Origin of the sequence: Erysipelatoclostridium sp. An15 (assembly GCF_002160675.1) — a bacterium.
Taxonomy (GTDB): domain Bacteria; phylum Bacillota_I; class Bacilli_A; order Erysipelotrichales; family Coprobacillaceae; genus Thomasclavelia; species Thomasclavelia merdavium.
Map to the genome: position 1 here is coordinate 36,395 of NZ_NFLA01000014.1, position 22,729 is coordinate 59,123.

Here is a 22,729-nt window from a genome sequence, read left to right on the forward strand (position 1 = left end):
CATAAAATATTATAAATCTACTTTTCAAAAATTACAATGAAAAAGATATTATTAAAAATTATTGAAATCATTGGATTAATTACATTCTTAATTGCTATGATTCAATTATTCTAATGAAAACACTCTTTATAATATAATAAAAAGCCTACATTAGTTGTGATTTTTTAGATAATAACAAAAAAGGTATACCATAGCTGCAATGTTATGATATACCTTTTAATATTTAATTCATTACCCTTTACGGTTGTAATATTCAACGATTAATGATTCGTTAACTTCTTGATTTAATTCAGATCTTTCTGGTAAACGAGTAAGTTTTCCAGTTAATTTAGTATCATCTACTTCAACGAAAGCAGGTGTGAAAGTTCTACCTTCTAATGTTGATTTAATAATAGCTAAGTTTTTAGATTTTTCTTTAACTTCAATTACATCACCAACTTTTACAGTGAATGATGGGATATCAGTTTTAACTCCATTTACTAAGAAATGTCCGTGGTTTACTAATTGTCTTGCAGCACGTCTAGTTGGTGCAAAACCTAATCTGTAAACTACGTTATCTAATCTACTTTCTAATAAGCATAAGAAATTGTAACCATGGATACCATCCATTTTACCAGCTTTTTTGAAAGTGTTATGGAATTGTTTTTCATTTACTCCATACATATGTCTTACTTTTTGTTTTTCAGCTAATTGTAATCCATATTCTGTTTGTTTTTTTCTTTTTTGACCATGTTGACCTGGTGCATATGGTCTTTTGTTTAATTCTTTACCATTTTCTAATGTAGAAAATCCTAAACGACGAGAGATTTTCCATTGTGGTCCTGTGTAACGTGACATTAATTTTCCTCCATTTATTGTTTTATTTGCATAAAACAATAACATTGCATAGATTAATTGAACTGTGTTTATATTAAGTATTTCACTTTGCAGCTAGCTACTTTACAAACAAAAGTTATAAACGCAACTTTCAAAACTCTATGTGCTGCTATCATTCGTTGCCTATTAAATATACACTTTTTTTGCCTATTAGTCAATCTTTTTTTGTAATATAATCAATTTCAACAATCTCTTGTTCAAGTTTACAATCATTTTTAAGCATATAGTCTATCACTGGTAAATTTAATTTTTCTTTTAAATTATTCAATCTTTTTCTATCGTTTTGAGTCAACTTCTTTGTATAAATCTGATATTTTTGTATTGTTTCTATATCCATTGCAACCGTCTGAAATGGTATCTTTGTTTTTTCTGTTAAATGCAAATAGATATAGAAGCCTCCTGCATCAATATCACCGAAATGAAAATAATCTAACTTCGGTGCAAAATTATAGATTTTTAATAAAATTTTACGTCTTAAACTGTTATGATAACCACCTAAATAAATAACTAAAGTATCTTTTAAAATAGTATCATAAAATGATGTTAAATTTTCAATGGTAAGAACATTTATGTCATCTATTTTTAGTATTTCTAACTTAGCAATATTTTCAGTAGTTAAAGAAAACGGACTATTCAATTTACCAATATCTATAATTTGATCATTAATCTTAATTACTATTTTTCCTGATAAATAGACAAAACCAGGATTTTTTAACACATTGAAAAAAGCAAATAATTCATCTTCACTAGTAAAAATATCAGGATAAAACTCAGTAATAATATTAAATATCTTCCCTTTAATAGTTTCAAGCTTTTTAGAATCTTTTAAGACCTTCAAAGAAAATTTACGAAAAGATATTTCTTGCTTTTGATTTTCCAAAGCTATTAAAACAGCAAAAATATCTTGTAATTCAGATAAATTTTTGACATCAAAATAACGATTAACACTACGATAATTATTTAATAGTTCAATCATTTTCCATCTAAACTCATCAATCCAAGCAATAGTAATAGATAAATTTTTTATATATTCTAACACTTTAGCCCGATAATCTGGCAAATAAGATCTTTTAGTCATTTGATAAGTTCTTTGAATAGCATTTTTTTCTAAATTTAATTTAAAATCAATAATATTATCTTCTTCATCTGTTTTTAAAAAAATCAAATTCATTTCTTGCAATTCAAAAGAAACTGTATCAATTAAGATTCTTTCTTGATAATAATCACTATGATTATATTTTGGAAAAATTTTCATTATTGATGTTTTAATTTGTAAATTCAAATTAGAGCCTTGCTTTGATAGCACGCTTCTTTCATATTTATCTAATAAAATATTCAATATTTTAATCCCATATTTATTCATGAATTACGCTCTCCACAAATGAATAATCATTATCCTTAATAATTGCTAATGTAGTATCAACATAAGGCATAATAGTTGCTGCTCTTGTTGGAGGAACAGCTAAAATTATTTGGACATTTAGTTCGCTATAAAATTTCATCATTGCTTCAATTCGAGGTTCATCCATGTTATTAAAAGCTTCATCAAATAAGACTACACAACCAGAATCTTCATCAACCCTATTTTTGATTAATTGTTCAAAACTTGAGGCAATTACCACATAAAACGGTGTTTGTGTCTCACCACCAGATTTTTCACGATTTACTTTTGAAAATTTAGTAAAATCACCATTTTCATGTGTTATCTTGATATCATAATCTAAATACTCACGATAATCAGTATATTTTTGTAATAATTTTTCACCACTTTCATCTTCGTCTAATAGAGCAATTTGATTAAATAATTCATCCATAATTAAACGATTTTCATTTGATAAAGTGGTAACAAATAAATCATCGCTATTATACTGTTGATTTGAAGTGATAATATCATAATAACGACGATATTCTTTTCGCCGACTTGGATTAACTTCAAATTCATAACTATCGCCATTGAAGTTTTTTCCTTGTAAGCCCTTATTTAAATCCTTAATATCTTTTTTTGCTTGATTAATTTTTTCGTTCAACCTAGAAATGAATGACTCTTGAAAAGACTGCTCGCATTTTCGACGAGCATTACGAACATCATCTTGTCTTTTAACAATCTCAATATCTCTTAACTTATAATAAAGTTGTAAATACATCTCAATACTATCAATCGTTTCTCCAAAACCAACTTTAAATTCATGATTAAAAGATTTCATCGCCCATTCTAATTTACCATTTTCTCTATCAACATCTTTTTCTAAATCACGAATTCTAATTAATAAATTATTCTGCATTGTTTCATATTTTTTATTATATTTCTTTAAATAGCGTTGTCTAATTTTTTCAATATTATCATCAATTACTTCTGGTATTGGAGGTAATTGTTGTAACAATATTATTATTTCATCAACTCTTTCTTGACATTTAGTTAAATCATTATCAAGATTAAGTAATTGTCGTTGTTTTAAATCATAATCATTTTGTGCTTTTTGATATCTGGCTGTAACTTTATCTAACTGTTCCATTAAAGAAATAATCGAATCATCTTGGATAATGTCTTCTAATCTGATTTTTGTTTCTTGGATATCATTATCTAGATTATGATATTCATCAACAATGTTCGCAAATGAAATTAGTGATTCAATTTGTGATTGGTTAATAATTTTTATATTATGATCAACATCATCATATTTGCGTTTTTCATTTTTTATTTCAACATCCAATTTATTTAATTTAGTTTCAACTATTTCTTTTTGAATCTTCATTGCCTCTAAACCAATATATGGTTTAAGATAAACTCTAGGATTTATTGCTCTAACAGTAAAATTATTATAAACCATACAAGTTCTAGTAATTGCAGTGCGATAATTTCTTAAATCCTCTATTTTATCAACACAAATCACCCTATTTAAAAGCATATTAGCGTAATTTTTAGCATAACTATTATAACTTGTAACATAATTAGCCAAACTATCCAAATTAGTTTCTTGATATTTTTCTAATTTAGCAACATCAACAATCCCAACTCCAAAAATGCCGTGACTTTCTTTAAATTGTTCATAAATTTCCACTGCTTTAACAAAATATTCTGGTTCGATTATAATATCAAAACGTTGTGTATTTAAATATCCTTCAATTGCATCTCGCCAAGATTCATCAGTAATTTCTAAATACTCGCACATTGGCTTAACATCAATATTTTGATGATAATAATTATGTAATTCCTGCTTTAAAACATTTATTAATTCTTTTATCTCTTGGCGATAAACAAAACGATTTTGCCTTAACAACTCATGCTGATCAACTAACCCATTATACTCTTGTCGTAATGATTTTAATTTTTGCTTCAAAACAATCTTTTGTTCACTTAAATCATTTCTTCGATTGGCTAAATCATTTCTAATATCATATAAATTTTCATTTAAATAATTACTATCATAATTATTCTCTTTAATAGTATTTACAAATGATTCCTTAACTCGTAATTGTTTTAATAATTTTGCTTCTTGCTTTAATTTCTTTTGATAATCATCAAAGCGAATTTTCTTTTGTCTGTGTTCTGATTGTTTTATTTCTAAAGTATTCTCTAGCTGTCTTTTTAAACGATACCCTTCATTATTTTCTAAAATATTTTCTAAATTAACAACTTCTTTTTGCCATCTTTCACTTTCTTCTTTAGCTACTATTAGCAACTGTCTCAAATCACTTACAGAATGTTTTACCTTATCAATCTTTACCGTAAGTTTATCTTTTTCATAATTCAAACTATCAATATATAATAAATCTTTAGCAATTTGATGATTTTGACAATTAATTTTTGCTTTTTGATAACTTAGATAAAAGTTTTCTACTTTTTCCAAAGATTCTAAACGATTTTGCTGATCTTTTAAAATATTTCCTAAATTGCGATAGGCACGAATATTATTTCGCAAATCATCAATTTTAACCGGGTCCTCATTTAACAAAAAATCGAATATAAAATTATATACATGATTAATCGGCTTAAAAGCTAAAGCTCTAGGAATTAGTTGGAAATATTTTTGACTTACTCCTAATGCTTGACGATATAAACTAGGAACATTACTTTTTTTATCAATAAAATTAGAAATAATATTCATTTTTTTTGTATTTCTTCTAAATTCATTACGATTATAAATATGATTTCCATCAAAAAACAGTTTATCATTTATTTTCTGATCAATCAGCTGGAAAAATAGTTCTTTTTTTATATTTGATTTATTTAGTTCAAATATTACTCCTAGCAATTGACTCCGTTTAGATGTTTCATCAAAATATTCTAAAACAATATAAGAAACAACATCGCCATTTCGTAAAAATTCTTTCCCCTCACGTCCTAATTTACCACGAATATAACCCTCTAAAGTTCGTTTCCCTGAATCATTAGCTGCACTATTAAACTTAGCCTTCCCAGCTGTTAACACATATTGCAAAGCATCAAGTAAAGTCGATTTACCAGTTCCATTTTCACCAGTAATCACAGTATTGTTTTTTATCTCGATTGTCTCATTAGCAAATAAATGCCAATTTATGATTTTAATCTTCACCAGTTTCTTCAATCATCTCACCTCGCTTTTGATAATCATCAAGAATATTATCAATTTCTTCTATTCTTTCAATTGGCAATACATATAATATTGTTGGATAAATAATTATTATAGTATTATCTTCAAGACTATTACTGCTTAAATCAATAATATTATATCTTTTTAAAACTCTAAATATTTCTTTTAGTTCTCCTTTATTAAGTCGACGATCTACAATACCAGTCTCGCTAATAGCATCATGCAACTCCTCTAACGTAATAGTAATATTATCTAACAGTGAAATTTCTTGCATTTTTTGATAATAGCACCGTCTTAAAAGCAATAATACTAGTGATTCATTTTTCTTAAACATATAACGATTATAATTTTGATTATTATATAGATTAAGTACTTTATCTATACTGTGATGTTCTAAAACATAATCCATCAATAAAAAGTAATTAATATAAACATCGAGGTCAGCTACAACTTTATAATAATCCTCACGATCTCGAGGCCGATTAGCACAAAGGTAGTTTACACTCAATAATTTATTAGTTAATCTAGAGAATTCTTCTTTTTTAGTATCAGTTAATCGGATAAACTGATTATAAAAACTAGTCGCAACCCGATATTTATCCATTCAATTTCTCCTTTACTTTAAAATCTTTAAACCGATAATTATTAACATTAACTTCTTCATTTAAAGGTTCAATTTCATATTTAGTATTATATGTATAACCATACATGAAAATTAAAATTAAAGTGGCTAAATCATCATTATTATTTATTGGTAATGACGATCCAAAAAAAGGGCCATTTGTCTTTAATAATTTTAAAACTTTTTCTTCAATAAACTTATGAGAATATTTTTGCTTACTAATCAAACTTTCAATTTTTTCATTTTTTAAACTTTTATCTATTTTTGCTTCACTAATAAGATTAATTTCTAATGGTTTTGAAAAATTACGTGGTACATACAAAGAATCTTTAGAAATAAAAGAATTCAAATAAATATTTCCTAACTCCATTGCTTCTTCATTAAATATCAATGATTTAATAATATTATTAATCCTTCCTTCAATATCGTTTTGATTATTCAACAAAAAAGTAATTCGGTTAATCGCCGACTCAATAAATTTATTATTTTTACTATCAATTTCCTGCATAATATCTTCAATATGTTCAAATGAATCAACAATATAATCTTTTTGCATCATCAATAATTGCATAGCTTCTTTATAACCGATGTCTTTACGTTCCATAATATTTCGCACAATTAAATCAAAATAATGTTCATCTTCAATAATCTCTTCAATTTTATTAATTATTTTTTGACGATATTTAGAAGGATTATCATAAGTTGTTAAATTATAATAAGCACGATCAACTATTTTAGTTTGATAATCTTGAAGCAATGAATTCAATAAAGCCTCTAAATCATCTTTTATACCTTCGTTTAAAAGATTTTGAATATATTTTTTGATATTTGAATTTAAATTCTTTAATTTAGTAGCTAGTTCTTTAGTATTTTCATATGCTGTTTCAAACACTAAATCACCACGATTAACATCAAAACTATTAAAAGACATATAAATATTATAAATCAATCCTGAGTATTCACTATTGTCATTAGTCATATCTAAACTAAACAAATTTTCTAATACTTTGATGCTATAATCTTCAAAAGTAATAAAAATTTCATAATTTTCGCCAGTTTCCTCATTAACCCAACCACATTCTCTTAATCTTTTTAAAATATATAAAGCTTTATCCCGTGAATTATCAAGCTGTTCATCACTTTGTAAATCAGTAACATGATTTTCAAAATAATCTTGAAATATCAATAATACTTGCTCTCTAGAACAAGTAAAAGACAAATCGCTTTTAAACGAACTGTATACCAAATACAAACAGTCTGAAATAATTCGTTTATTCTCACCGATAAAAACGTTAAAGAAATTATTTGGCAAAATATCAAAAATATTATACATGCTTCTTATCCTTTCACTATTTTAGCTATATAAAACATCTTACTATTAGAAACAAATTATTACAACATTTAAAATAATCAGTATGAATGATAAATGTTATCCTTTAAATGAACAACATCTAATTTATCAGTTACAAATTCCATCACATCTTTATTACATTCTATTCAGTGATTAAATTAATAACCTCTGCTTTGTACTACAACAGATTCTCCGCTAATAGGATTTACATTTCATCCAATGATTAGATTAATAACATAATTATGATAACGGTTTGACCCGTTTTACATTTCACCAAATTGATAAATTATAAACTCTTGTTGTAATTGGGTGAACTGACAGGAATATTTACTTATATCTATAAATTAGATAACTTATAACCCTTGTCAGTCCTCCAGTTAATACCAAGAAACTAACATCTACATTTTATCACGAAATAATTTTAGAGATATATTGAAAATTATGATAACTATTTTTTACCCTAAACAAAATTTTATAGGATACCCCGTATTTCTTCTACTAGTTTTTCCATACGATATTCAAAACATTCCTTAATTTCGCATTCCCAAACTATAATCACCTTATAATCCAGCTGTTTTAATTCATTATAATGCTTTATATCATTTTCCACATTTTTCTTAATTTTTGTTAACCAATAGTCTTGTCTCGTTTTAGGAAGAGTAGCATATTTACAATTATAATGATGATGCCAAAAACAGCCGTTTACAAAAATTGCAGTGCGATATTTAGAAATAACTATATCCGGCTTCCCTGGTAAAGATTTTACATTTTTACGATAACGAAAGCCATGATGATACAAATATTTACGAACTTTTATCTCGATTGAAGTATCTTTTCCTCTAATATGTGACATATTCTTAGAACGTTGTTCCTTTGTCATTACATCTGCCATTTTACCACTTCCTATTTACTTAATTCTATCACCTAAATGAAATATTAACTAGTCTTCGTCTACAAAATCTATTATACTAATGCATAAAGGAGCAATATAATGAATACTTTAAACCACATAACAGCTGATAATATTACTAACTCTGCAAAATTATTAACAAATAATTACCAAGAAGGAATCAAGCTATCTCATGAATTGATTTATCAATTCAATTCATGTAATGCTTTTTATCTATCTGTCGCTTTTATCAATAAATCTGGATTAGCCGTTTTAAAGCAAACATTAATTGATTTAAAAAACAAAGGCATAAAAGGAAAAATAATCACATCGTCTTATCTAAATTTTAATCATCCTGATATGTTTAATGAATTACTTAAATTTGATAATATAGAAGTTAGAATTTTCGATAAACCTAATATTGGTTTTCATCCTAAGGGATACATTTTCAAAAACATAGATTCATATAACATCATTATTGGTAGTACCAATTTAACCCAATCTGCATTATCTACTAATCAAGAATGGAATATTCTAGTATCTGGTAATAAAAATAATGAACTGATTTTTAAAGTTTTAGAAGAATTTAAATTACAATGGAATCATTCCATACCTCTTACAACAGATTGGATTAAAAAATATGAAACTATATATACTTCTATTCCAACGTTAAAAGAGAAAAAGAATTTATATATTGAACCAAATCTAATGCAGCAAGAAGCATTAAATTCCTTAAATGCATTAAGAAATGAAAACAAAAATAAAGCTTTGATCATTTCTGCTACTGGAACTGGTAAAACATATCTAAGCGCTTTTGATGTTAAAAACTATAACCCTAAAAGAATGCTATTTGTCGTTCATCGTGAAAATATTGCTTTAGCTGCAATGAATTCTTTTAAAAAAATCATTAAGAATCATAGTTTAGGTTTGTTCTCTGGTAATAAAAAAGAGTTAGAAGCTGATTATATTTTTGCAACAATACAAACAATTCATAAAAAGGAATATCGCGAGATGTTTTCTCCCGATACTTTTGACTATATTATTATTGATGAAGTTCATCGTGCTGGAGCATCCTCTTATCAAGAATTAGTTGAATATTTTAAACCGGATTTTTTACTTGGAATGTCTGCAACACCTGAACGTAGTGATGATTTTGATATTTATAAGATGTTTGATTATAATATCGCCTATGAAATCAGATTACAGCAGGCAATGGAATATGATTTATTATGTCCTTTTCATTATTATGGTATAACAGACGTTCAAGTTAATGGCGTGTCTTTAAACGACAAAACGGATTTTAACAACCTGGTTTCTAGTAATCGTGTTGATCATATCATTGATCAAATAAATATTTATGGTTATTCTGGTAATCGAGTTCGTGGATTAGTGTTTTGTAGTCGTAAAGATGAAACCAAAGAACTATCTAAACTATTCAATGAACGCGGTTATAAAACTACTGCTCTAACTGGAGAAGATAGTGAAGAAAAAAGACGATTAGCGATGGATAAATTAGAAACAGATAATCCTAATGATTATCTTGATTATATATTTACTGTCGATATATTTAATGAAGGTATTGATATTCCAAAAGTTAATCAGATCGTTATGTTGCGCCCTACTCAATCAGCAATTATTTTTGTACAACAATTAGGACGTGGATTACGTAAACATAATTCTAAAGATTATGTAGTTATTATTGATTTTATTGGCAATTATGAAAAAAACTTCTTAATTCCGATTGCACTAAGTGGTAATCTTAGTTACAACAAAGATAATTTAAGAAGATTTGTAAGTGAAGGCTCTTTAATAATTCCTGGTGAATCAACTGTTTCTTTTGACCAGATTTCTAAAAAAAGAATTTTCGAATCTATTGATAAAGCTAATTTTAGTGATGTCAAAATTATAAAAGAAGCTTATTTTAAACTAAAACAAAAATTAGGACGTATCCCTAGATTACAAGATTTTGATACTTATGAATCAATTGATGTTTTACGTATTTTCCAAAATAAAAGTTTAGGCTCTTATCATAAATTTTTATCAAAATATGAAAAAGATTATAATGTAAAATTCAATAATGTCCAAGAACAGTATTTAACTTATATTTCTACTAAATTAGCTTCCGGAAAAAGAATTCATGAATTATTGGCAATTAAATTATGTATTGAAAACAATCAAAATATTATTAGTCTTTTAAAACAAGAACTAAAAAATAAATATCGTATCGATTTCAAAGAAGTAAATTATTTATCAATTGTAAACCAGCTAAGACAAGAATTTGCTACTGGTGGTGCTAAAGCAACCTATAGAAATGCTATCTTCATAGATGAAAATCTAAATACAGAAAAACAATTGATTGATTTGCTTAAAGATAATAATTTCAAAAAACAGCTAATAGAAATAATTAATTTTGGCACCAACAGATATAAATCATTTTACAGTAATAATTATAAAAATACTGATTTTTGTCTGTATCAAAAATATACATATGAAGACGTATGTCGTTTATTAAACTGGGAAGTAAATGCTGTTCCATTAAATATTGGTGGTTATAAATATGATCAACGCACAAATACAATGCCTGTATTTATTAATCACGATCTTGATGCAAATCATGGCGGTAAATATCAACATCAATTTGTCGATTCTAAAACATTAATATGTTTTTCAAAACCAAATCGAAGTATTGATTCTGATGAAATACAACGAATATATCATGAACAAGAAAATCATATTCAAATTCATTTATTCGTAAGAAAAAACAAAAACGATACTATTTCCAAAGAATTTTATTATATGGGACAAATACATACTATTGGTAACCCTATTAAAGTTCAATTACCTGATAATAAAAATTCTGCAATTCAATTTACATATCAATTAGAAAATGAAATTAGAAAAGATATTTTTGATTATATCACCAATAACGATTAAGGATAGTTAACGCTATCCTTTTTTATTAAATTAGTTAATATTTAAATTTTTTATTGGTATAATATTATTCGAGGTGATTTTATGAATAAATGGAATTTAGATAATTTATATTTATCTTTTAAAGATGAAAATTTCTTAGCAGACTTTAAAAAACTGGAAAAAATACACCAGCAAATAAATGAATATCGTAACTATCACGATGAAAAATCTCTAGAAAAATATTTAATTAATTCAATTGAATTAAATCAATTAATTGAAAAACTATCTTGTTTTATTAGTTTAACATTATCGGTAGATACAACTAATGAATCAGCCTTAAAATATAGTGATCAATTAGATAACTTAATCGCTAGTTTTGTAGAAGATGATGTTGCCACTCAAGAATGGATTGCTTCATTTGACTTAAATAATATTTCTAGTGATCTTATTAAAGAACATCAATATATTTTAACCGAAATACAAAACAAACAAAAACACACGCTTGATAAAAATAGCGAAAGTATTATAGCTCACATGCAAAACACTGGTAGCAATGCTTTTGAAAAATTAAAAGATCAAGTTGTTTCAAGTATTAAAGTTACAATTGATAATAAAACCTATCCTTTAACTGAAGTTTTAAATATGGCTTATGATAAAGATAAAGAAGTTAGAAAAAAAGCATACTTAGCTGAAATAGAGTCATATCATGAAAAAGAACAAACTATTGCTGCTTGTTTAAATGGTATTAAAGGCGAAGTATTATATACTACAAAATTACATGGTTATCAAGATGAACTACAGAGAACTTTAATAAATTCAAGAATGTCTAAAAAAACTTTAGATGTTTTATTAGAAACTATGAAAGAAAATCTTGATATTTTCAAAGATTACTTAAAAACTAAAGCTAAACATCTAGGCCATGAAAATGGATTGCCTTGGTATGATTTATATGCTCCTGTTATTGAAGATAAAAGCAATTATTCTTATGAAAAAGGCTGTGAATTTGTTGTAAAACAATTCTATACTTTTTCTAAACACTTAGGAGATTTTGCTTTAAAAGCCATTCAAAACAATTGGATCGATGTTTATCCTGCTAATGGAAAAGTCGGTGGTGCTTTTTGTTGTAACCTTCACAGCATCAAAGAAAGCCGTTTTTTACTAAATTATGGTAATAGCTTCTCTGATGTGATTACTATGGCTCATGAATTAGGTCATGGTTTTCATGGCGAATGTTTAAATGATGAAACAATTTTAAATAGTGAATATCCAATGCCAATTGCTGAAACAGCTTCAACATTTTGCGAAACAATAGTTACAAAAGCCGCTTTAAAAGATGCCGACGATAAAACAAAACTAGCTTTATTAGAAGATGAATTATCAGGAGCAACACAAGTAATCGTAGATATTTATTCTCGCTATTTATTTGAATCCAACTTTTTTGAAAACAGAAAATCGGGAGCTTTATCCGTTGAAGAAATTAAACAATTAATGTTACAGGCTCAAAAAGATGCTTATGGCGATGGACTTGATAATAATTATTTACACCCATATATGTGGACTTGGAAACCTCATTATTATGATGCTAGTTATTCATATTATAATTTTCCATATGCTTTTGGTTTATTATTAGCCAAAGGTTTATATGCCCTTTATTTAAAACAAGGCCCTAAATTTAGCGAAACTTATGAAAAACTATTATCGTTAACAGGTAAAATGGACTTAGAAGATATTTGTATGAGTGTTGGTATCGATTTAACTGATAAAACTTTTTGGCAAAGTTCTATTGATACTTTTAAAGAAGATATTAAACTATATAAACAATTACTTGGCTAGCTGTATTTTTACAGCTAGTTTATTTATTATTAAGCATATTTGTTGTAATTTTCTTATTTCTCCGTTACAGTAATATTATACAAGGAGAAAATAATATGGAAGCAAAAGATGTTTTAAAAAATTATCAAAATTTCGCAGTAATTGGTGTCACTACTAATCATGAAAAATATGGGTATAAAATTTTTAAATGTTTAAAAGAATTAGGAAAAACTGTTTATGGTGTTTCTCCAATCTATAAAGAAATTGATGGTGAAGCCACTTTTCCTAATCTAAGTGCTATTAAAAATCCAGTAGATGTTGCTGTATTTGTTGTTAGTCCTAAATTTGGCAGTGATTATGTTAAAGAATGCAGTTCTTTAAATATTGAAAAAATCTGGTTACAGCCAGGAACATATGATGATAATTTGATGCAAGAAATAAAAGACTTGAAATTAGAATATTATCAAAATTGTGTTTTAGTAGAAAGCGAAAATCTTTAGGTTAGTTTAATGACTAACCTTTTATTATATAATAAACAAAAATAATATTTCATTTCAAAATACAAACAGCCAATTTTATTGTTATTATAGAAATTAATTTCAATAAAAAATGCAATCATTTCGATTGCATCTTCACTGTTTATTTTTAATTTTTTGATATGCGACACATATAAAGAAAAAAATAACTAATCCTAATAAAATATAAAATGATAATAATGTTATTGGTGTCATAGACACGATCTCCTTTAATTCACATTATAAATTTATTTCTAAACCAACTGGGCAATGATCACTTCCCATTATCTCTGTACAAATAAAAGCATCTTTAATTTTATCTTTTAAAGAATCAGAAACAATAAAGTAATCAATCCGCCATCCTGCATTATTTTTACGAGCATTAAAGCGATAAGACCACCAAGAATAAATACCAGTTTGATCAGGATATAAATAACGATAAGTATCAATATATCCACTTTCTAATAATCTTGTCATTTTTGCTCGTTCTTCATCTGTAAAACCAGCATTTTTACGATTGGTTTTAGGATTTTTTAAATCAATTTCTTTATGTGCTACGTTTAAATCACCACAAAGAATTACCGGTTTATGTTGATTTAAAGTATTTAGATAATTTAAAAAATCATCTTCCCATTGCATTCGATAATCAAGTCGTTTTAATTCAGTTTGACTATTTGGTGTATAACAATTGACTAAATAAAAATTATCAAATTCCAAAGTCACTACACGACCTTCTTGATCATGTTCTTCTATACCAATACCATAGCTATAATTTAAAGGTTTAACTTTAGTAAAAACTAATGTTCCACTATATCCTTTCTTTTTAGCACTATTCATATAAGTATAATAACCATGCTTTTCAATTTCTATTTGACCTTCTTGCATCTTTGTCTCCTGGATACAAAAAATATCAGCTTGACTATCCTTTAATACATCATAGAACCCTTTATTAATACAGGCTCTAATTCCATTTACATTCCACGATACTAATTTCATTTTTTTACCTCTGCTACCATTATACATGAAAGCGCTTTTATATAGAAGCGTTTTTTTCTATTTCAGAAAATATTTTATCATTATTTATCATTTTCTTAAGATTTCTCATATTTTTTTAAATATTGTCTATAATAAATTAGGTGATAAAATTGAAAAAATACAAGTATATAATTTTAAATATTGCTATTTCTTTAGGAATTGGTGGGTTAAGTGCATTTTTTACTATGAACTCAATGGATATCTACCAAAATATCAATCGTCCAAAACTAGCCCCACCAGGATATATTTTCCCTATCGTTTGGACAATTCTTTATGTTTTAATGGGAATATCAAGTTATCTGATTCATCGTAGTAACCACAAAAACAAAGAAACTGCATTAATAATTTACTATTTTCAACTATTAATTAATTTTAGCTGGCCGATCTTTTTTTTCAATTATCAAAACTTTCTTCTTGCTTTAGCAATTTTATTTATACTAAATATTTTAGTAATTATCCTAATAAAAGTAACATATTCTATAAACCACTTAGCTAGTTATTTACTCATTCCTTATCTAATTTGGATTTTATTTGCATTATATTTAAATTTTTGGATTTTTATCCATAATTAATATTATAAAAACTTTCATCAGAAAGTTTTTATTTCTATGAAATATTTACATAAAATAATATTTCTTCTAATGCCCTGGTTTTCATTCGATAATATGTCGCACGACTATAATATTCATTCCACCAGTCACTATCTTTTTTTAAAATAAATTCATTATTAATAATAACCTGACTTTCTGGAGATAATGCATTAATAACAATTTCAAAAGCAGAAATTAATTTTTTCAAATCATCTTTATCATCGATCCTTTGATTTAAACGAGCTGCAATTGAATTTTTTCCATAAGTATGTTTTCTTTCTTTTACTAAACTTGTACTTATTTCAGGATAGAACGATGTATTTTCTAAGCAATATAATTTTAGTTTTGCACGATGATATTGTCTAAATAATTTTTCTACCGCATCTTGTTTTTGCTTAAATGTCAATTTACTTTTTTCTTTCATAAAAAAACCTCCTATTTACTTATACATCTTTAAATAGGAGAATTTCTTTTTTATTTTATTAAATTTAATGATATTGACCAATCAATGTATTAACGTAATATATAACTATATAGTAAAATTTTCAATTATCTCTTCAATCTTTTCAATTTCCAAACCACATTGCACTAAATATTCTTTAGCACTACCATAATGTTCTCTTAAATAATCTAAAAATTTCATCATCATCTTAGGTGATGATTCCAAAAAAGCCCGATTATCTTCATCAACTAGTTCTTCAAGTTTAGCCATAACTTTAAGATTATTTTCATAAGACTCTGAATAATCTTTGACAATATCATATTCATGACATCCTGCTAAATCCATTAACAATGCCGCAATTACTCCAGTACGGTCTTTCCCGGCTGAACAATTGAACATAATTGCATTATAAGGATGCTGATAAAAAATTTCAAAGACTTGTCTAAATTGTTCTTTATTAGATTCTAACATAAACACATAGAACCCTGATAAATCATGATAATTTCTAACTTCACTTGGTAAAACATTTAAATTTTTAGACTGTAATAAATTTATATTATAATACTCAATATCTTTATAACCTTTTAAAGCACTTGGCTGCTGATCTACTTCAAAATCACTTCTTAGATCAACCTGTACTCTAATTCCATAATCATACAAATATTCTTTTTCATCTTTAGATAGATTACCCGGATTTGTTGAACGTACGAATTTATGACTTTTAGTATAGTAACCATTTTGAGTTTCATATCCACCCAAATCACGAACATTAGTCATACTTTCAACTTTTAATAATCTTTCTTCTCTACTTAATTGCATCATTTTTTATTACCTCACTGATTGTAATTTTATCATATTTAAACCAGTGATACAAATATTTACTCTTCAAAAGGTCTTACTCGTAATTTTACCCCAATATCATCAGCAATCTTTTTACATGCTGCTATTTTTTCTTCACCAATAATATCTACAACTGTCAATACCACGTTAGGAACATACTTTTTACATTTCTTAGCAAAATCTAACATATAATCAAAAGAATCTATTCCAAAACTAGCTCTTGTTAGTTGATAATATTCTTGTTTATCTGGTGCATTTAAACTAATAGAAACAGTATCTATTAAATCTTTAAAATCTGGCGTAATATCTCGTTTAGCACTAACTGAAGCTAAGCCATTAGTATTAATTCTAATCATTAAATCAGAACGTTTGTTTTTCAAATAACGCGCTACTTCCATTAAGTCATCATGACGAAGTAACGGTTCTCCAAAACCACAAAAAACAACTTCTTTAAAAGCATTCAAATCATATTTTTCAAATTCATCAATAATTCTTTTAACATCAGGTTCTTCTTTTAACCATAATGAATTAGACTCACTCATTTCTTTAGTATTTCTTAAACAAAATGTACAAGCACAATTACAACGATTAGTACTATTTACATAACAAGTAATCCCTTGATAATCATCTAAATCTTTAATATCAATATAACTATTACCAGCTAATGTATATAAGATTACCATTTTAATTTTCCTCCTTATAATTCTTTTAAAAACGGTTCAAAACATAAACCTAAGTGATTATGAGCCCCTATTTTTTGACTATAATCAATACATTTACAAGCAAAATCAGCTGCTTTTTGTACGCATTGATAAAAATCCATACCATTAGCGTAACTTCCCGCAATAATACCACTTATTAAATCTCCAGTACCACTACGATCTTCACCAATTCGCTTAACTTTAATTAATTTAGCTCCCCTATTTTTTTCATATGCGAAATTAACTATTTTATCTTCCACATTAATTCCTGTAACAACAATCTTCTCTGGTCCTAATTGAGACAGTCTTTGACACATTTGTTCTATTTTATCAAAATCAATATTATTTCCTAAATATTCTTCTTCCAACAATGCACATAACTCTGTCAAATTAGGAGTAATTATTGTTGCATATGGGATTAATTCCCGCATTTTATCCTGCATTTTCTTTGTATAAGTAGGATAAAGTTTTCCATGATCTCCCATTACTGGATCTACTAATACAAAAGTATTTTTCTTCTTAAAAGTTTTAAAAAAGTCTATTACAATATCAATCTGTTTATCAGAACCTAAAAATCCTGTTACTATTCCATCGAATTCTACATTCATTTTCTTATATGTCAAAATATAATCAGCCATTCGATCAGTATAATCATCAAAATAATATTCTGGATGATATGTATTAACCGATAATATTGCAGTTGGCACAAAAACACATTCAACTCCTAAAGCAGATATTAAAGGCAATTGAATAGCAACTGAACAACGGCTATATCCGGTCACATCATTTATTAAAGCTACCCTTTTCATCATAACCTCCTTGATTGTCTTATATTTTATCACAAAAATAGCAATTTTAATCATGACAGTTTTTAATATTTTTATATGGACAAGATATTAACACTATAATACGGACTTTAATCGATTTGTTACTTATTTAGTACGTTTTATTGAACTTTTCTACATAAAAAAACCTAGGGCATTAAGCCTTAGGATTCTATGATTTTAAAATTTATTAAATTCATGACCTGGATCAAATGCTAACACATAAAACACACTATCATAATTAACTCCAAATATTACAAATTTACCATTTCCATGTCTTTTTAAATGTAAATGAATAATATTACTCTCAAGCAATCCTTTTTCATCAGGGTATGCAGTTTCAAATTCTTTTTTAATACGTTTTATATATTTATTATTATTATCAATTTTACTTCCATTTTTTGAAGTATATTGTGTTATCAATTCTTCTAAATTAGAACATTTATCAATTTCATATAAAAATTTTTGTAGCTGATCAAAAACTCCTTCTTCAGTATGATTTTTATGATATTTATTTAGCCCCTTAAAACAACATACATTACATTTATATAAATATTTAAAATTTATCTCGGGATGCTCTTTTTTATTAATTACTGAATCTGTAAGAATTATCTTTTTATCATCTGGTATTCCTATTTTAGCTAATTTCTTTCTATTTCTACTCATAATTATTAGATTGCAATAGATTTATAATATCTTTTCATTGTTTCTTTAGAAATCTTTCTTGTACTACTTTGAAATTTTCCTAACCCTTTTCTTTGTTCTAACCACGGTTTTTCAGTATGGGTTAATGCCTCTAATTGATCAGCTCCATATTCACCATAAGTATCCCAAACAGATTCTAAAACTTCAATTTGTTCTTTTGTAAAAAGTTCATCTAATCTTTTTTTAACAACTACAGGATTAGTAATAGTTAATTCCTGCCATCCAAATCCTTTAAATTCGTTATATAAAGTCTTGCTTACAGGGCCATGAACCCAAGCTTCAAAATCACTATTTTGAGAGATATCTTGATCTAATAAAACCAAACTCCACGCTTCAGCATAATAACATAATTTTTGGATTTTTTTATTTGACATATTTTCCTTTAACAAAAACCAGTCAGCTACATCTTTTATATCAGCTTTAATTGGTATATTTACCGCTTTAATTTCCCCCATTTTATTTGCCTCCGATTCATTGTCCGTATTATCTATTTTTCTAAACCTAATATATTTGTAACATTTCCTGGTAAAAATTACAATAAATGTAAAGAAAATAATCAAAATAATATAATACAACATATTTTTCTCCTTTTAAAATCTCTTACTATTATATACATTTAAAATATTATGATTACTTCTATTATTACCAAAAAATCCTAAGATTGTTCTATATATTTATTGTTAATATAGCACTATTAAATATATATTCTTTCTATTTTTTAGTATACTATGTTAATTTTTACTATATTTTCAATAAATCAATCAATTAAAAAAATAAATCTACTTTGTGAATTTAAGATCGACTATTATGTAAATTAGGATAGAACTTAGTTTTACGATTAATGTTTTACTTAGAAAAAACAATTAATGTAGACAACTAATAGTAATATTCGCTATAATTAAATTTATGAAAGGAAGATATTATGAAGAAATTTTTTAAGTTTACAGCTATTATGGCTTTAGCTATTTGTTTGGTTGGATGTGGAAATAGTGGTGACAGTGATACTGATACATCAAGCAATAATGAAACTAATACTGAAGATTTATTAAGCGGTAATCATCATATTGAAATTGATGTTCAAAATTATGGGACTATCAAAGTAGAATTGCAAGCTGATGAGGCTCCTATCACAGTTACTAATTTCATCAATCTAGCAAAAGATGGTTTTTATGATGGATTAACATTCCATCGAATTATTGATGGATTTATGATTCAAGGTGGCGATCCTAATGGTGATGGTACTGGTGGATCTGATGAAACTATCAAAGGTGAATTTAGTGCTAACGGTGTTGATAATCCGTTAAAACATACTCGTGGTGCTATTTCAATGGCTCGTTCTAGCGATTATGATAGTGCTAGTTCCCAATTTTTCATTGTTCATCAAACAACTGAATCATTAGATGGACAATATGCCGTTTTTGGTTATGTATACGAAGGAATGGAAGTTGTTGATCAGATTGCTACAACTGTTCCAGTTACTGATAATAATGGTACTGTTGAAAAAGCAAATCAACCGGTTATCAATACAATTAAAGTAATCGATTAAAAAAACTACTTAGATTTTAAATCTAAGTAGTTTTTATATTAACATTATTAACGATTGATTGAAGAAGCAATTTTATGATATGTCCAACGTTTACCACGAATAGCAATTGATAATGCCATAATGTTTTCTGGAATTGCCATACCACACCATCCAGCATCACCAATATGTTGAATATCAACACCACAGCGTTTATTAATTAAAGCAATTTCTCTAATTGTTTGTTCATCAGCACCTTCTTGGCTTGTACCAATAGCACTTAATGATAATGCTCCATGTTCTTTAATAAATTTACATGCTTCAGTTAATGTTTGTTCGCTTAATCCTGGCACAGTGTTAACTGCTGGCATTAAAATAACATCAGCTCCAGCTTCAATAAATTCTTTAATGCTATCTAAATCAACTAATGGTTCATCAACACCTGCAGCATGCATTTTTCCAGCAATAATTAAACCACTAAAGTTTTCTTTAGCTACTTTAATACATTTTGCAATTGATTTGTTTGTTACTCCAGTTCCTGGATTACCTGTTAAACAGATAAAATCAAACCCTAATTCTTCAGCTTTTTGAATAGTTTCTTTAGTTGCTTGTCTACCAGCAGCAATTACATGACGAGTTTCCATCATTTTTGCATCTGGATCAACTGGTTCCAAGTTACATCCAACTGGACGGCCAACTAATCTTTTTAATTCTTTAACTGGTTCATCAGTTCCTTCGATTCCATTAATAACAGGATTATTGCAATCAAATACGTTTAATAAAACCATATCTGATCCAAAAGAAACTGCTAATTCAGCATTAGTTAAATCTCCTAATAAAGGTGGGATAGCAACAACAGTTTCTGTCATTACTGTTCTTCCTTCACAAGCTAAAATTGATTGTTTCAATTCTTCACCGTTCATTGCTAGAGCTTCACTTGTTGTACAATTTAAAAGTCTTTTCATTTCATTTCCTCCATCAAAAATTAACCTATTTATATTATACGCCTTTTATTTGATAAAGAAAGCGTTTTACTAATTAATTTTAATTTTCCTGATTGATTTAATAAATAAGAAAATTGTGATTAAAAACGCAGTTAAATCAGCAATTGGAACAGCGATAAAAATACCATCAAGACCAATTAATGATGACAAAATCAAAATCATTGGAATTAAAACAATTACTTGTCTTAACAAATTCAAAACACTAGCAACTTTAATTTTACCAATACATTGAAAATAATTTGCACTCATGATCTGAGCCCCTAATAATGGTAAACAAATAAACCAGATTCTTATTGCCCTAGTACCTAATTCAACTACTTCTGGTTCGTTATTAAACATTAAAATAATTGTTTTAGGAAATAATTCAACTGCTAAAAAGCCAAGTAAAGCAATAATTGTTCCCCCAATTATTGAATACTTTAAAGTCTCTTTAACGCGATCAATTTTTTGAGCACCATAATTATAACTTATTAAAGGCTGTTGTCCTTGCATTAAACCAGTCAAAGGCATTTGACAAATTGTTTGGAAACTTGTAATTATTCCAACAGCTGAAATAGCAACATCGCCACCATATGTACCTAAACTACTATTCAAAATAAAATTCAAAACACTATTTGCCATTTGCATCAAAAAGGCTGGTATTCCTGTTCTAATAATATCTAAAGCAAAGCTAATTCTTATTTTAATATGTTGAAGATCTAATTTAATCAATGAGCGATTTGAACATAGATAACATAGCTGCCATATCATACTTAAGAATTGTCCACCAATTGTAGCTAAGGCTGCTCCTTGCATTCCCATATTAAATTTAATAATTAATATATAATCAAAAACAATATTAAAACCAGCTCCTATTAACTGAGAAATCATCGCATTTTTAGGATTCCCCTGTGCTCTGGAAAAATTATTACCACACATTGTAACACATTGAAAAACTGCCCCATATAATACTATTGATAAATAATCTCTAGCATATGGTAATACCCTGTCACTTGACCCTAGCATAACTAACAATGAATTAACAAAAAGATTACCAAAAACCATAAAGATCAAACCAAAAATAACCGTTAAAATAATCGCATTTCCTTGATAAATTGCTGCTTCTTTATGCTTTTTTTGTCCTAAAGCAATACTAAAACGAGTAGCGCCACCAACTCCGACCATTAACGAAATTGCCATTAAAACCAAAGTAACCGGATAACTAATTGTTATTCCTGCAATTCCGATTGCACCTAATCCTGGTGCATTTCCAATAAAAATACGATCTACAACGTTATAAATCGCATTAACTAGCATCCCAATAATAGCCGGTATACTAAATTCTACTAATAACGGTAATATTTTTTTACTTCCCATTCTTTCATCATTCATTATTTTTACTCCTTTCTACCCTTTCCTTAAAAAAAGGGGCTGTAACGACCTATAGAGAAAAAAAGTAGTAAAAAACGCAAAAATGTACGAGGAATCGTACATTTTTTTGGTATAATTGAAATATGAAAACTAATAAATTATACAAG

At 27.0% G+C, this 22,729-nt stretch carries 20 protein-coding genes; 5 read left to right on the forward strand and 15 right to left on the reverse strand.

Features of this window, described 5'->3' with window-relative positions:
* Positions 1 to 231 precede the first annotated feature (231 nt).
* From rpsD to B5E92_RS06340, 6 genes are all read right to left on the reverse strand, one after another.
* On the reverse strand, positions 232 to 837 hold the full coding sequence (gene rpsD, locus B5E92_RS06315; protein ID WP_087300309.1) for a 30S ribosomal protein S4: 606 nt from the start codon (positions 835 to 837) through the stop codon (positions 232 to 234).
* Positions 838 to 1,030: 193 nt separating this feature from the next.
* Complete coding sequence (locus B5E92_RS06320; protein ID WP_087300311.1) at positions 1,031 to 2,239, reverse strand: Wadjet anti-phage system protein JetD domain-containing protein; 1,209 nt, start codon at positions 2,237 to 2,239, stop codon at positions 1,031 to 1,033.
* Entirely contained in the window at positions 2,232 to 5,441 is a 3,210-nt protein-coding gene (locus B5E92_RS06325) for an ATP-binding protein (RefSeq protein ID WP_087300313.1), read from the reverse strand. Before B5E92_RS06325 ends, B5E92_RS06320 begins: the two co-directional genes overlap by 8 nt.
* On the reverse strand, positions 5,419 to 6,051 hold the full coding sequence (locus B5E92_RS06330) for a DUF4194 domain-containing protein (protein ID WP_087300315.1): 633 nt from the start codon (positions 6,049 to 6,051) through the stop codon (positions 5,419 to 5,421). The genes B5E92_RS06325 and B5E92_RS06330 overlap by 23 nt, the downstream gene beginning before the upstream one ends.
* Positions 6,044 to 7,402 (reverse strand): Wadjet anti-phage system protein JetA family protein, encoded by a 1,359-nt coding sequence (locus tag B5E92_RS06335; RefSeq protein ID WP_087300317.1) that lies wholly within the window; start codon positions 7,400 to 7,402, stop codon positions 6,044 to 6,046. Before B5E92_RS06335 ends, B5E92_RS06330 begins: the two co-directional genes overlap by 8 nt.
* A 490-nt stretch (positions 7,403 to 7,892) precedes the next feature.
* Entirely contained in the window at positions 7,893 to 8,312 is a 420-nt protein-coding gene (locus tag B5E92_RS06340; RefSeq protein WP_087300319.1) for a very short patch repair endonuclease, read from the reverse strand.
* A gap of 99 nt (positions 8,313 to 8,411) precedes the next feature.
* On the opposite strand from B5E92_RS06340, the gene B5E92_RS06345 reads away from it, so the two are divergent.
* The 3 genes from B5E92_RS06345 to B5E92_RS06355 all read left to right on the forward strand — a co-directional run bounded on the left by B5E92_RS06345 (position 8,412) and on the right by B5E92_RS06355 (position 13,534).
* On the forward strand, positions 8,412 to 11,243 hold the full coding sequence (locus tag B5E92_RS06345; protein WP_087300321.1) for a DEAD/DEAH box helicase: 2,832 nt from the start codon (positions 8,412 to 8,414) through the stop codon (positions 11,241 to 11,243).
* A gap of 81 nt (positions 11,244 to 11,324) precedes the next feature.
* Positions 11,325 to 13,055 carry a M3 family oligoendopeptidase gene (locus B5E92_RS06350; RefSeq protein WP_087300323.1) on the forward strand — a complete coding sequence of 577 codons (1,731 nt, stop codon included), beginning with the start codon at positions 11,325 to 11,327 and terminating at the stop codon, positions 13,053 to 13,055.
* Positions 13,056 to 13,150: 95 nt separating this feature from the next.
* Positions 13,151 to 13,534, forward strand: a complete 384-nt coding sequence (locus B5E92_RS06355) for a CoA-binding protein (protein WP_087300325.1) — start codon at positions 13,151 to 13,153, stop codon at positions 13,532 to 13,534.
* Positions 13,535 to 13,789: 255 nt separating this feature from the next.
* On the opposite strand, the gene B5E92_RS06360 is transcribed toward B5E92_RS06355, so the two are convergent.
* Entirely contained in the window at positions 13,790 to 14,545 is a 756-nt protein-coding gene (locus B5E92_RS06360; RefSeq protein WP_087300327.1) for an exodeoxyribonuclease III, read from the reverse strand.
* A gap of 140 nt (positions 14,546 to 14,685) precedes the next feature.
* On the opposite strand from B5E92_RS06360, the gene B5E92_RS06365 reads away from it, so the two are divergent.
* Complete coding sequence (locus tag B5E92_RS06365) at positions 14,686 to 15,156, forward strand: TspO/MBR family protein (RefSeq protein WP_204215253.1); 471 nt, start codon at positions 14,686 to 14,688, stop codon at positions 15,154 to 15,156.
* 34 nt (positions 15,157 to 15,190) lie between these two features.
* Here the strand turns inward: B5E92_RS06365 and B5E92_RS06370 are convergent, their stop codons facing one another.
* From B5E92_RS06370 to B5E92_RS06395, 6 genes are all read right to left on the reverse strand, one after another.
* Positions 15,191 to 15,598, reverse strand: coding sequence for an MG284/MPN403 family protein (locus B5E92_RS06370; protein WP_087300331.1), 408 nt, complete (start codon positions 15,596 to 15,598; stop codon positions 15,191 to 15,193).
* A gap of 105 nt (positions 15,599 to 15,703) precedes the next feature.
* Complete coding sequence (locus B5E92_RS06375) at positions 15,704 to 16,438, reverse strand: tyrosine-protein phosphatase (RefSeq protein WP_087300333.1); 735 nt, start codon at positions 16,436 to 16,438, stop codon at positions 15,704 to 15,706.
* A gap of 56 nt (positions 16,439 to 16,494) precedes the next feature.
* On the reverse strand, positions 16,495 to 17,139 hold the full coding sequence (locus tag B5E92_RS06380; RefSeq protein ID WP_087300335.1) for a TatD family nuclease-associated radical SAM protein: 645 nt from the start codon (positions 17,137 to 17,139) through the stop codon (positions 16,495 to 16,497).
* Between the two features lie 14 nt (positions 17,140 to 17,153).
* Positions 17,154 to 17,966 (reverse strand): pyridoxamine kinase, encoded by an 813-nt coding sequence (locus B5E92_RS06385; protein ID WP_087300337.1) that lies wholly within the window; start codon positions 17,964 to 17,966, stop codon positions 17,154 to 17,156.
* A gap of 195 nt (positions 17,967 to 18,161) precedes the next feature.
* Positions 18,162 to 18,647 (reverse strand): hypothetical protein, encoded by a 486-nt coding sequence (locus tag B5E92_RS06390; protein WP_087300339.1) that lies wholly within the window; start codon positions 18,645 to 18,647, stop codon positions 18,162 to 18,164.
* Between the two features lie 5 nt (positions 18,648 to 18,652).
* Complete coding sequence (locus B5E92_RS06395; RefSeq protein ID WP_239404276.1) at positions 18,653 to 19,141, reverse strand: Panacea domain-containing protein; 489 nt, start codon at positions 19,139 to 19,141, stop codon at positions 18,653 to 18,655.
* A gap of 467 nt (positions 19,142 to 19,608) precedes the next feature.
* Here B5E92_RS06395 and B5E92_RS06400 point away from each other — a divergent pair, with 467 nt between their 5' ends.
* Positions 19,609 to 20,232, forward strand: coding sequence for a peptidylprolyl isomerase (locus B5E92_RS06400; RefSeq protein WP_087300343.1), 624 nt, complete (start codon positions 19,609 to 19,611; stop codon positions 20,230 to 20,232).
* A gap of 47 nt (positions 20,233 to 20,279) precedes the next feature.
* Here the strand turns inward: B5E92_RS06400 and B5E92_RS06405 are convergent, their stop codons facing one another.
* Together B5E92_RS06405 and B5E92_RS06410 are read right to left on the reverse strand one after the other, a co-directional pair.
* Complete coding sequence (locus B5E92_RS06405; protein WP_087300345.1) at positions 20,280 to 21,173, reverse strand: PEP phosphonomutase; 894 nt, start codon at positions 21,171 to 21,173, stop codon at positions 20,280 to 20,282.
* 69 nt (positions 21,174 to 21,242) lie between these two features.
* Positions 21,243 to 22,583, reverse strand: a complete 1,341-nt coding sequence (locus B5E92_RS06410; RefSeq protein WP_087300347.1) for an MATE family efflux transporter — start codon at positions 22,581 to 22,583, stop codon at positions 21,243 to 21,245.
* Between the last annotated feature and the right edge of the window lie 146 nt (positions 22,584 to 22,729).

Excerpts from the sequence above, each read along its gene's own strand:
- rpsD (WP_087300309.1), bottom strand. The coding sequence starts at position 837 with ATGTCACGTTACACAGGACCACAATGGAAAATCTCTCGTCGTTTAGGA.
- B5E92_RS06320 (WP_087300311.1), bottom strand. The coding sequence starts at position 2,239 with ATGAATAAATATGGGATTAAAATATTGAATATTTTATTAGATAAATAT.
- B5E92_RS06330 (WP_087300315.1), bottom strand. The coding sequence starts at position 6,051 with ATGGATAAATATCGGGTTGCGACTAGTTTTTATAATCAGTTTATCCGA.
- B5E92_RS06335 (WP_087300317.1), bottom strand. The coding sequence starts at position 7,402 with ATGTATAATATTTTTGATATTTTGCCAAATAATTTCTTTAACGTTTTT.
- B5E92_RS06340 (WP_087300319.1), bottom strand. The coding sequence starts at position 8,312 with ATGGCAGATGTAATGACAAAGGAACAACGTTCTAAGAATATGTCACAT.
- B5E92_RS06345 (WP_087300321.1), top strand. The coding sequence starts at position 8,412 with ATGAATACTTTAAACCACATAACAGCTGATAATATTACTAACTCTGCA.
- B5E92_RS06350 (WP_087300323.1), top strand. The coding sequence starts at position 11,325 with ATGAATAAATGGAATTTAGATAATTTATATTTATCTTTTAAAGATGAA.
- B5E92_RS06355 (WP_087300325.1), top strand. The coding sequence starts at position 13,151 with ATGGAAGCAAAAGATGTTTTAAAAAATTATCAAAATTTCGCAGTAATT.
- B5E92_RS06360 (WP_087300327.1), bottom strand. The coding sequence starts at position 14,545 with ATGAAATTAGTATCGTGGAATGTAAATGGAATTAGAGCCTGTATTAAT.
- B5E92_RS06370 (WP_087300331.1), bottom strand. The coding sequence starts at position 15,598 with ATGAAAGAAAAAAGTAAATTGACATTTAAGCAAAAACAAGATGCGGTA.
- B5E92_RS06375 (WP_087300333.1), bottom strand. The coding sequence starts at position 16,438 with ATGATGCAATTAAGTAGAGAAGAAAGATTATTAAAAGTTGAAAGTATG.
- B5E92_RS06380 (WP_087300335.1), bottom strand. The coding sequence starts at position 17,139 with ATGGTAATCTTATATACATTAGCTGGTAATAGTTATATTGATATTAAA.
- B5E92_RS06385 (WP_087300337.1), bottom strand. The coding sequence starts at position 17,966 with ATGAAAAGGGTAGCTTTAATAAATGATGTGACCGGATATAGCCGTTGT.
- B5E92_RS06390 (WP_087300339.1), bottom strand. The coding sequence starts at position 18,647 with ATGAGTAGAAATAGAAAGAAATTAGCTAAAATAGGAATACCAGATGAT.
- B5E92_RS06395 (WP_239404276.1), bottom strand. The coding sequence starts at position 19,141 with ATGGGGGAAATTAAAGCGGTAAATATACCAATTAAAGCTGATATAAAA.
- B5E92_RS06400 (WP_087300343.1), top strand. The coding sequence starts at position 19,609 with ATGAAGAAATTTTTTAAGTTTACAGCTATTATGGCTTTAGCTATTTGT.
- B5E92_RS06405 (WP_087300345.1), bottom strand. The coding sequence starts at position 21,173 with ATGAAAAGACTTTTAAATTGTACAACAAGTGAAGCTCTAGCAATGAAC.
- B5E92_RS06410 (WP_087300347.1), bottom strand. The coding sequence starts at position 22,583 with ATGAATGATGAAAGAATGGGAAGTAAAAAAATATTACCGTTATTAGTA.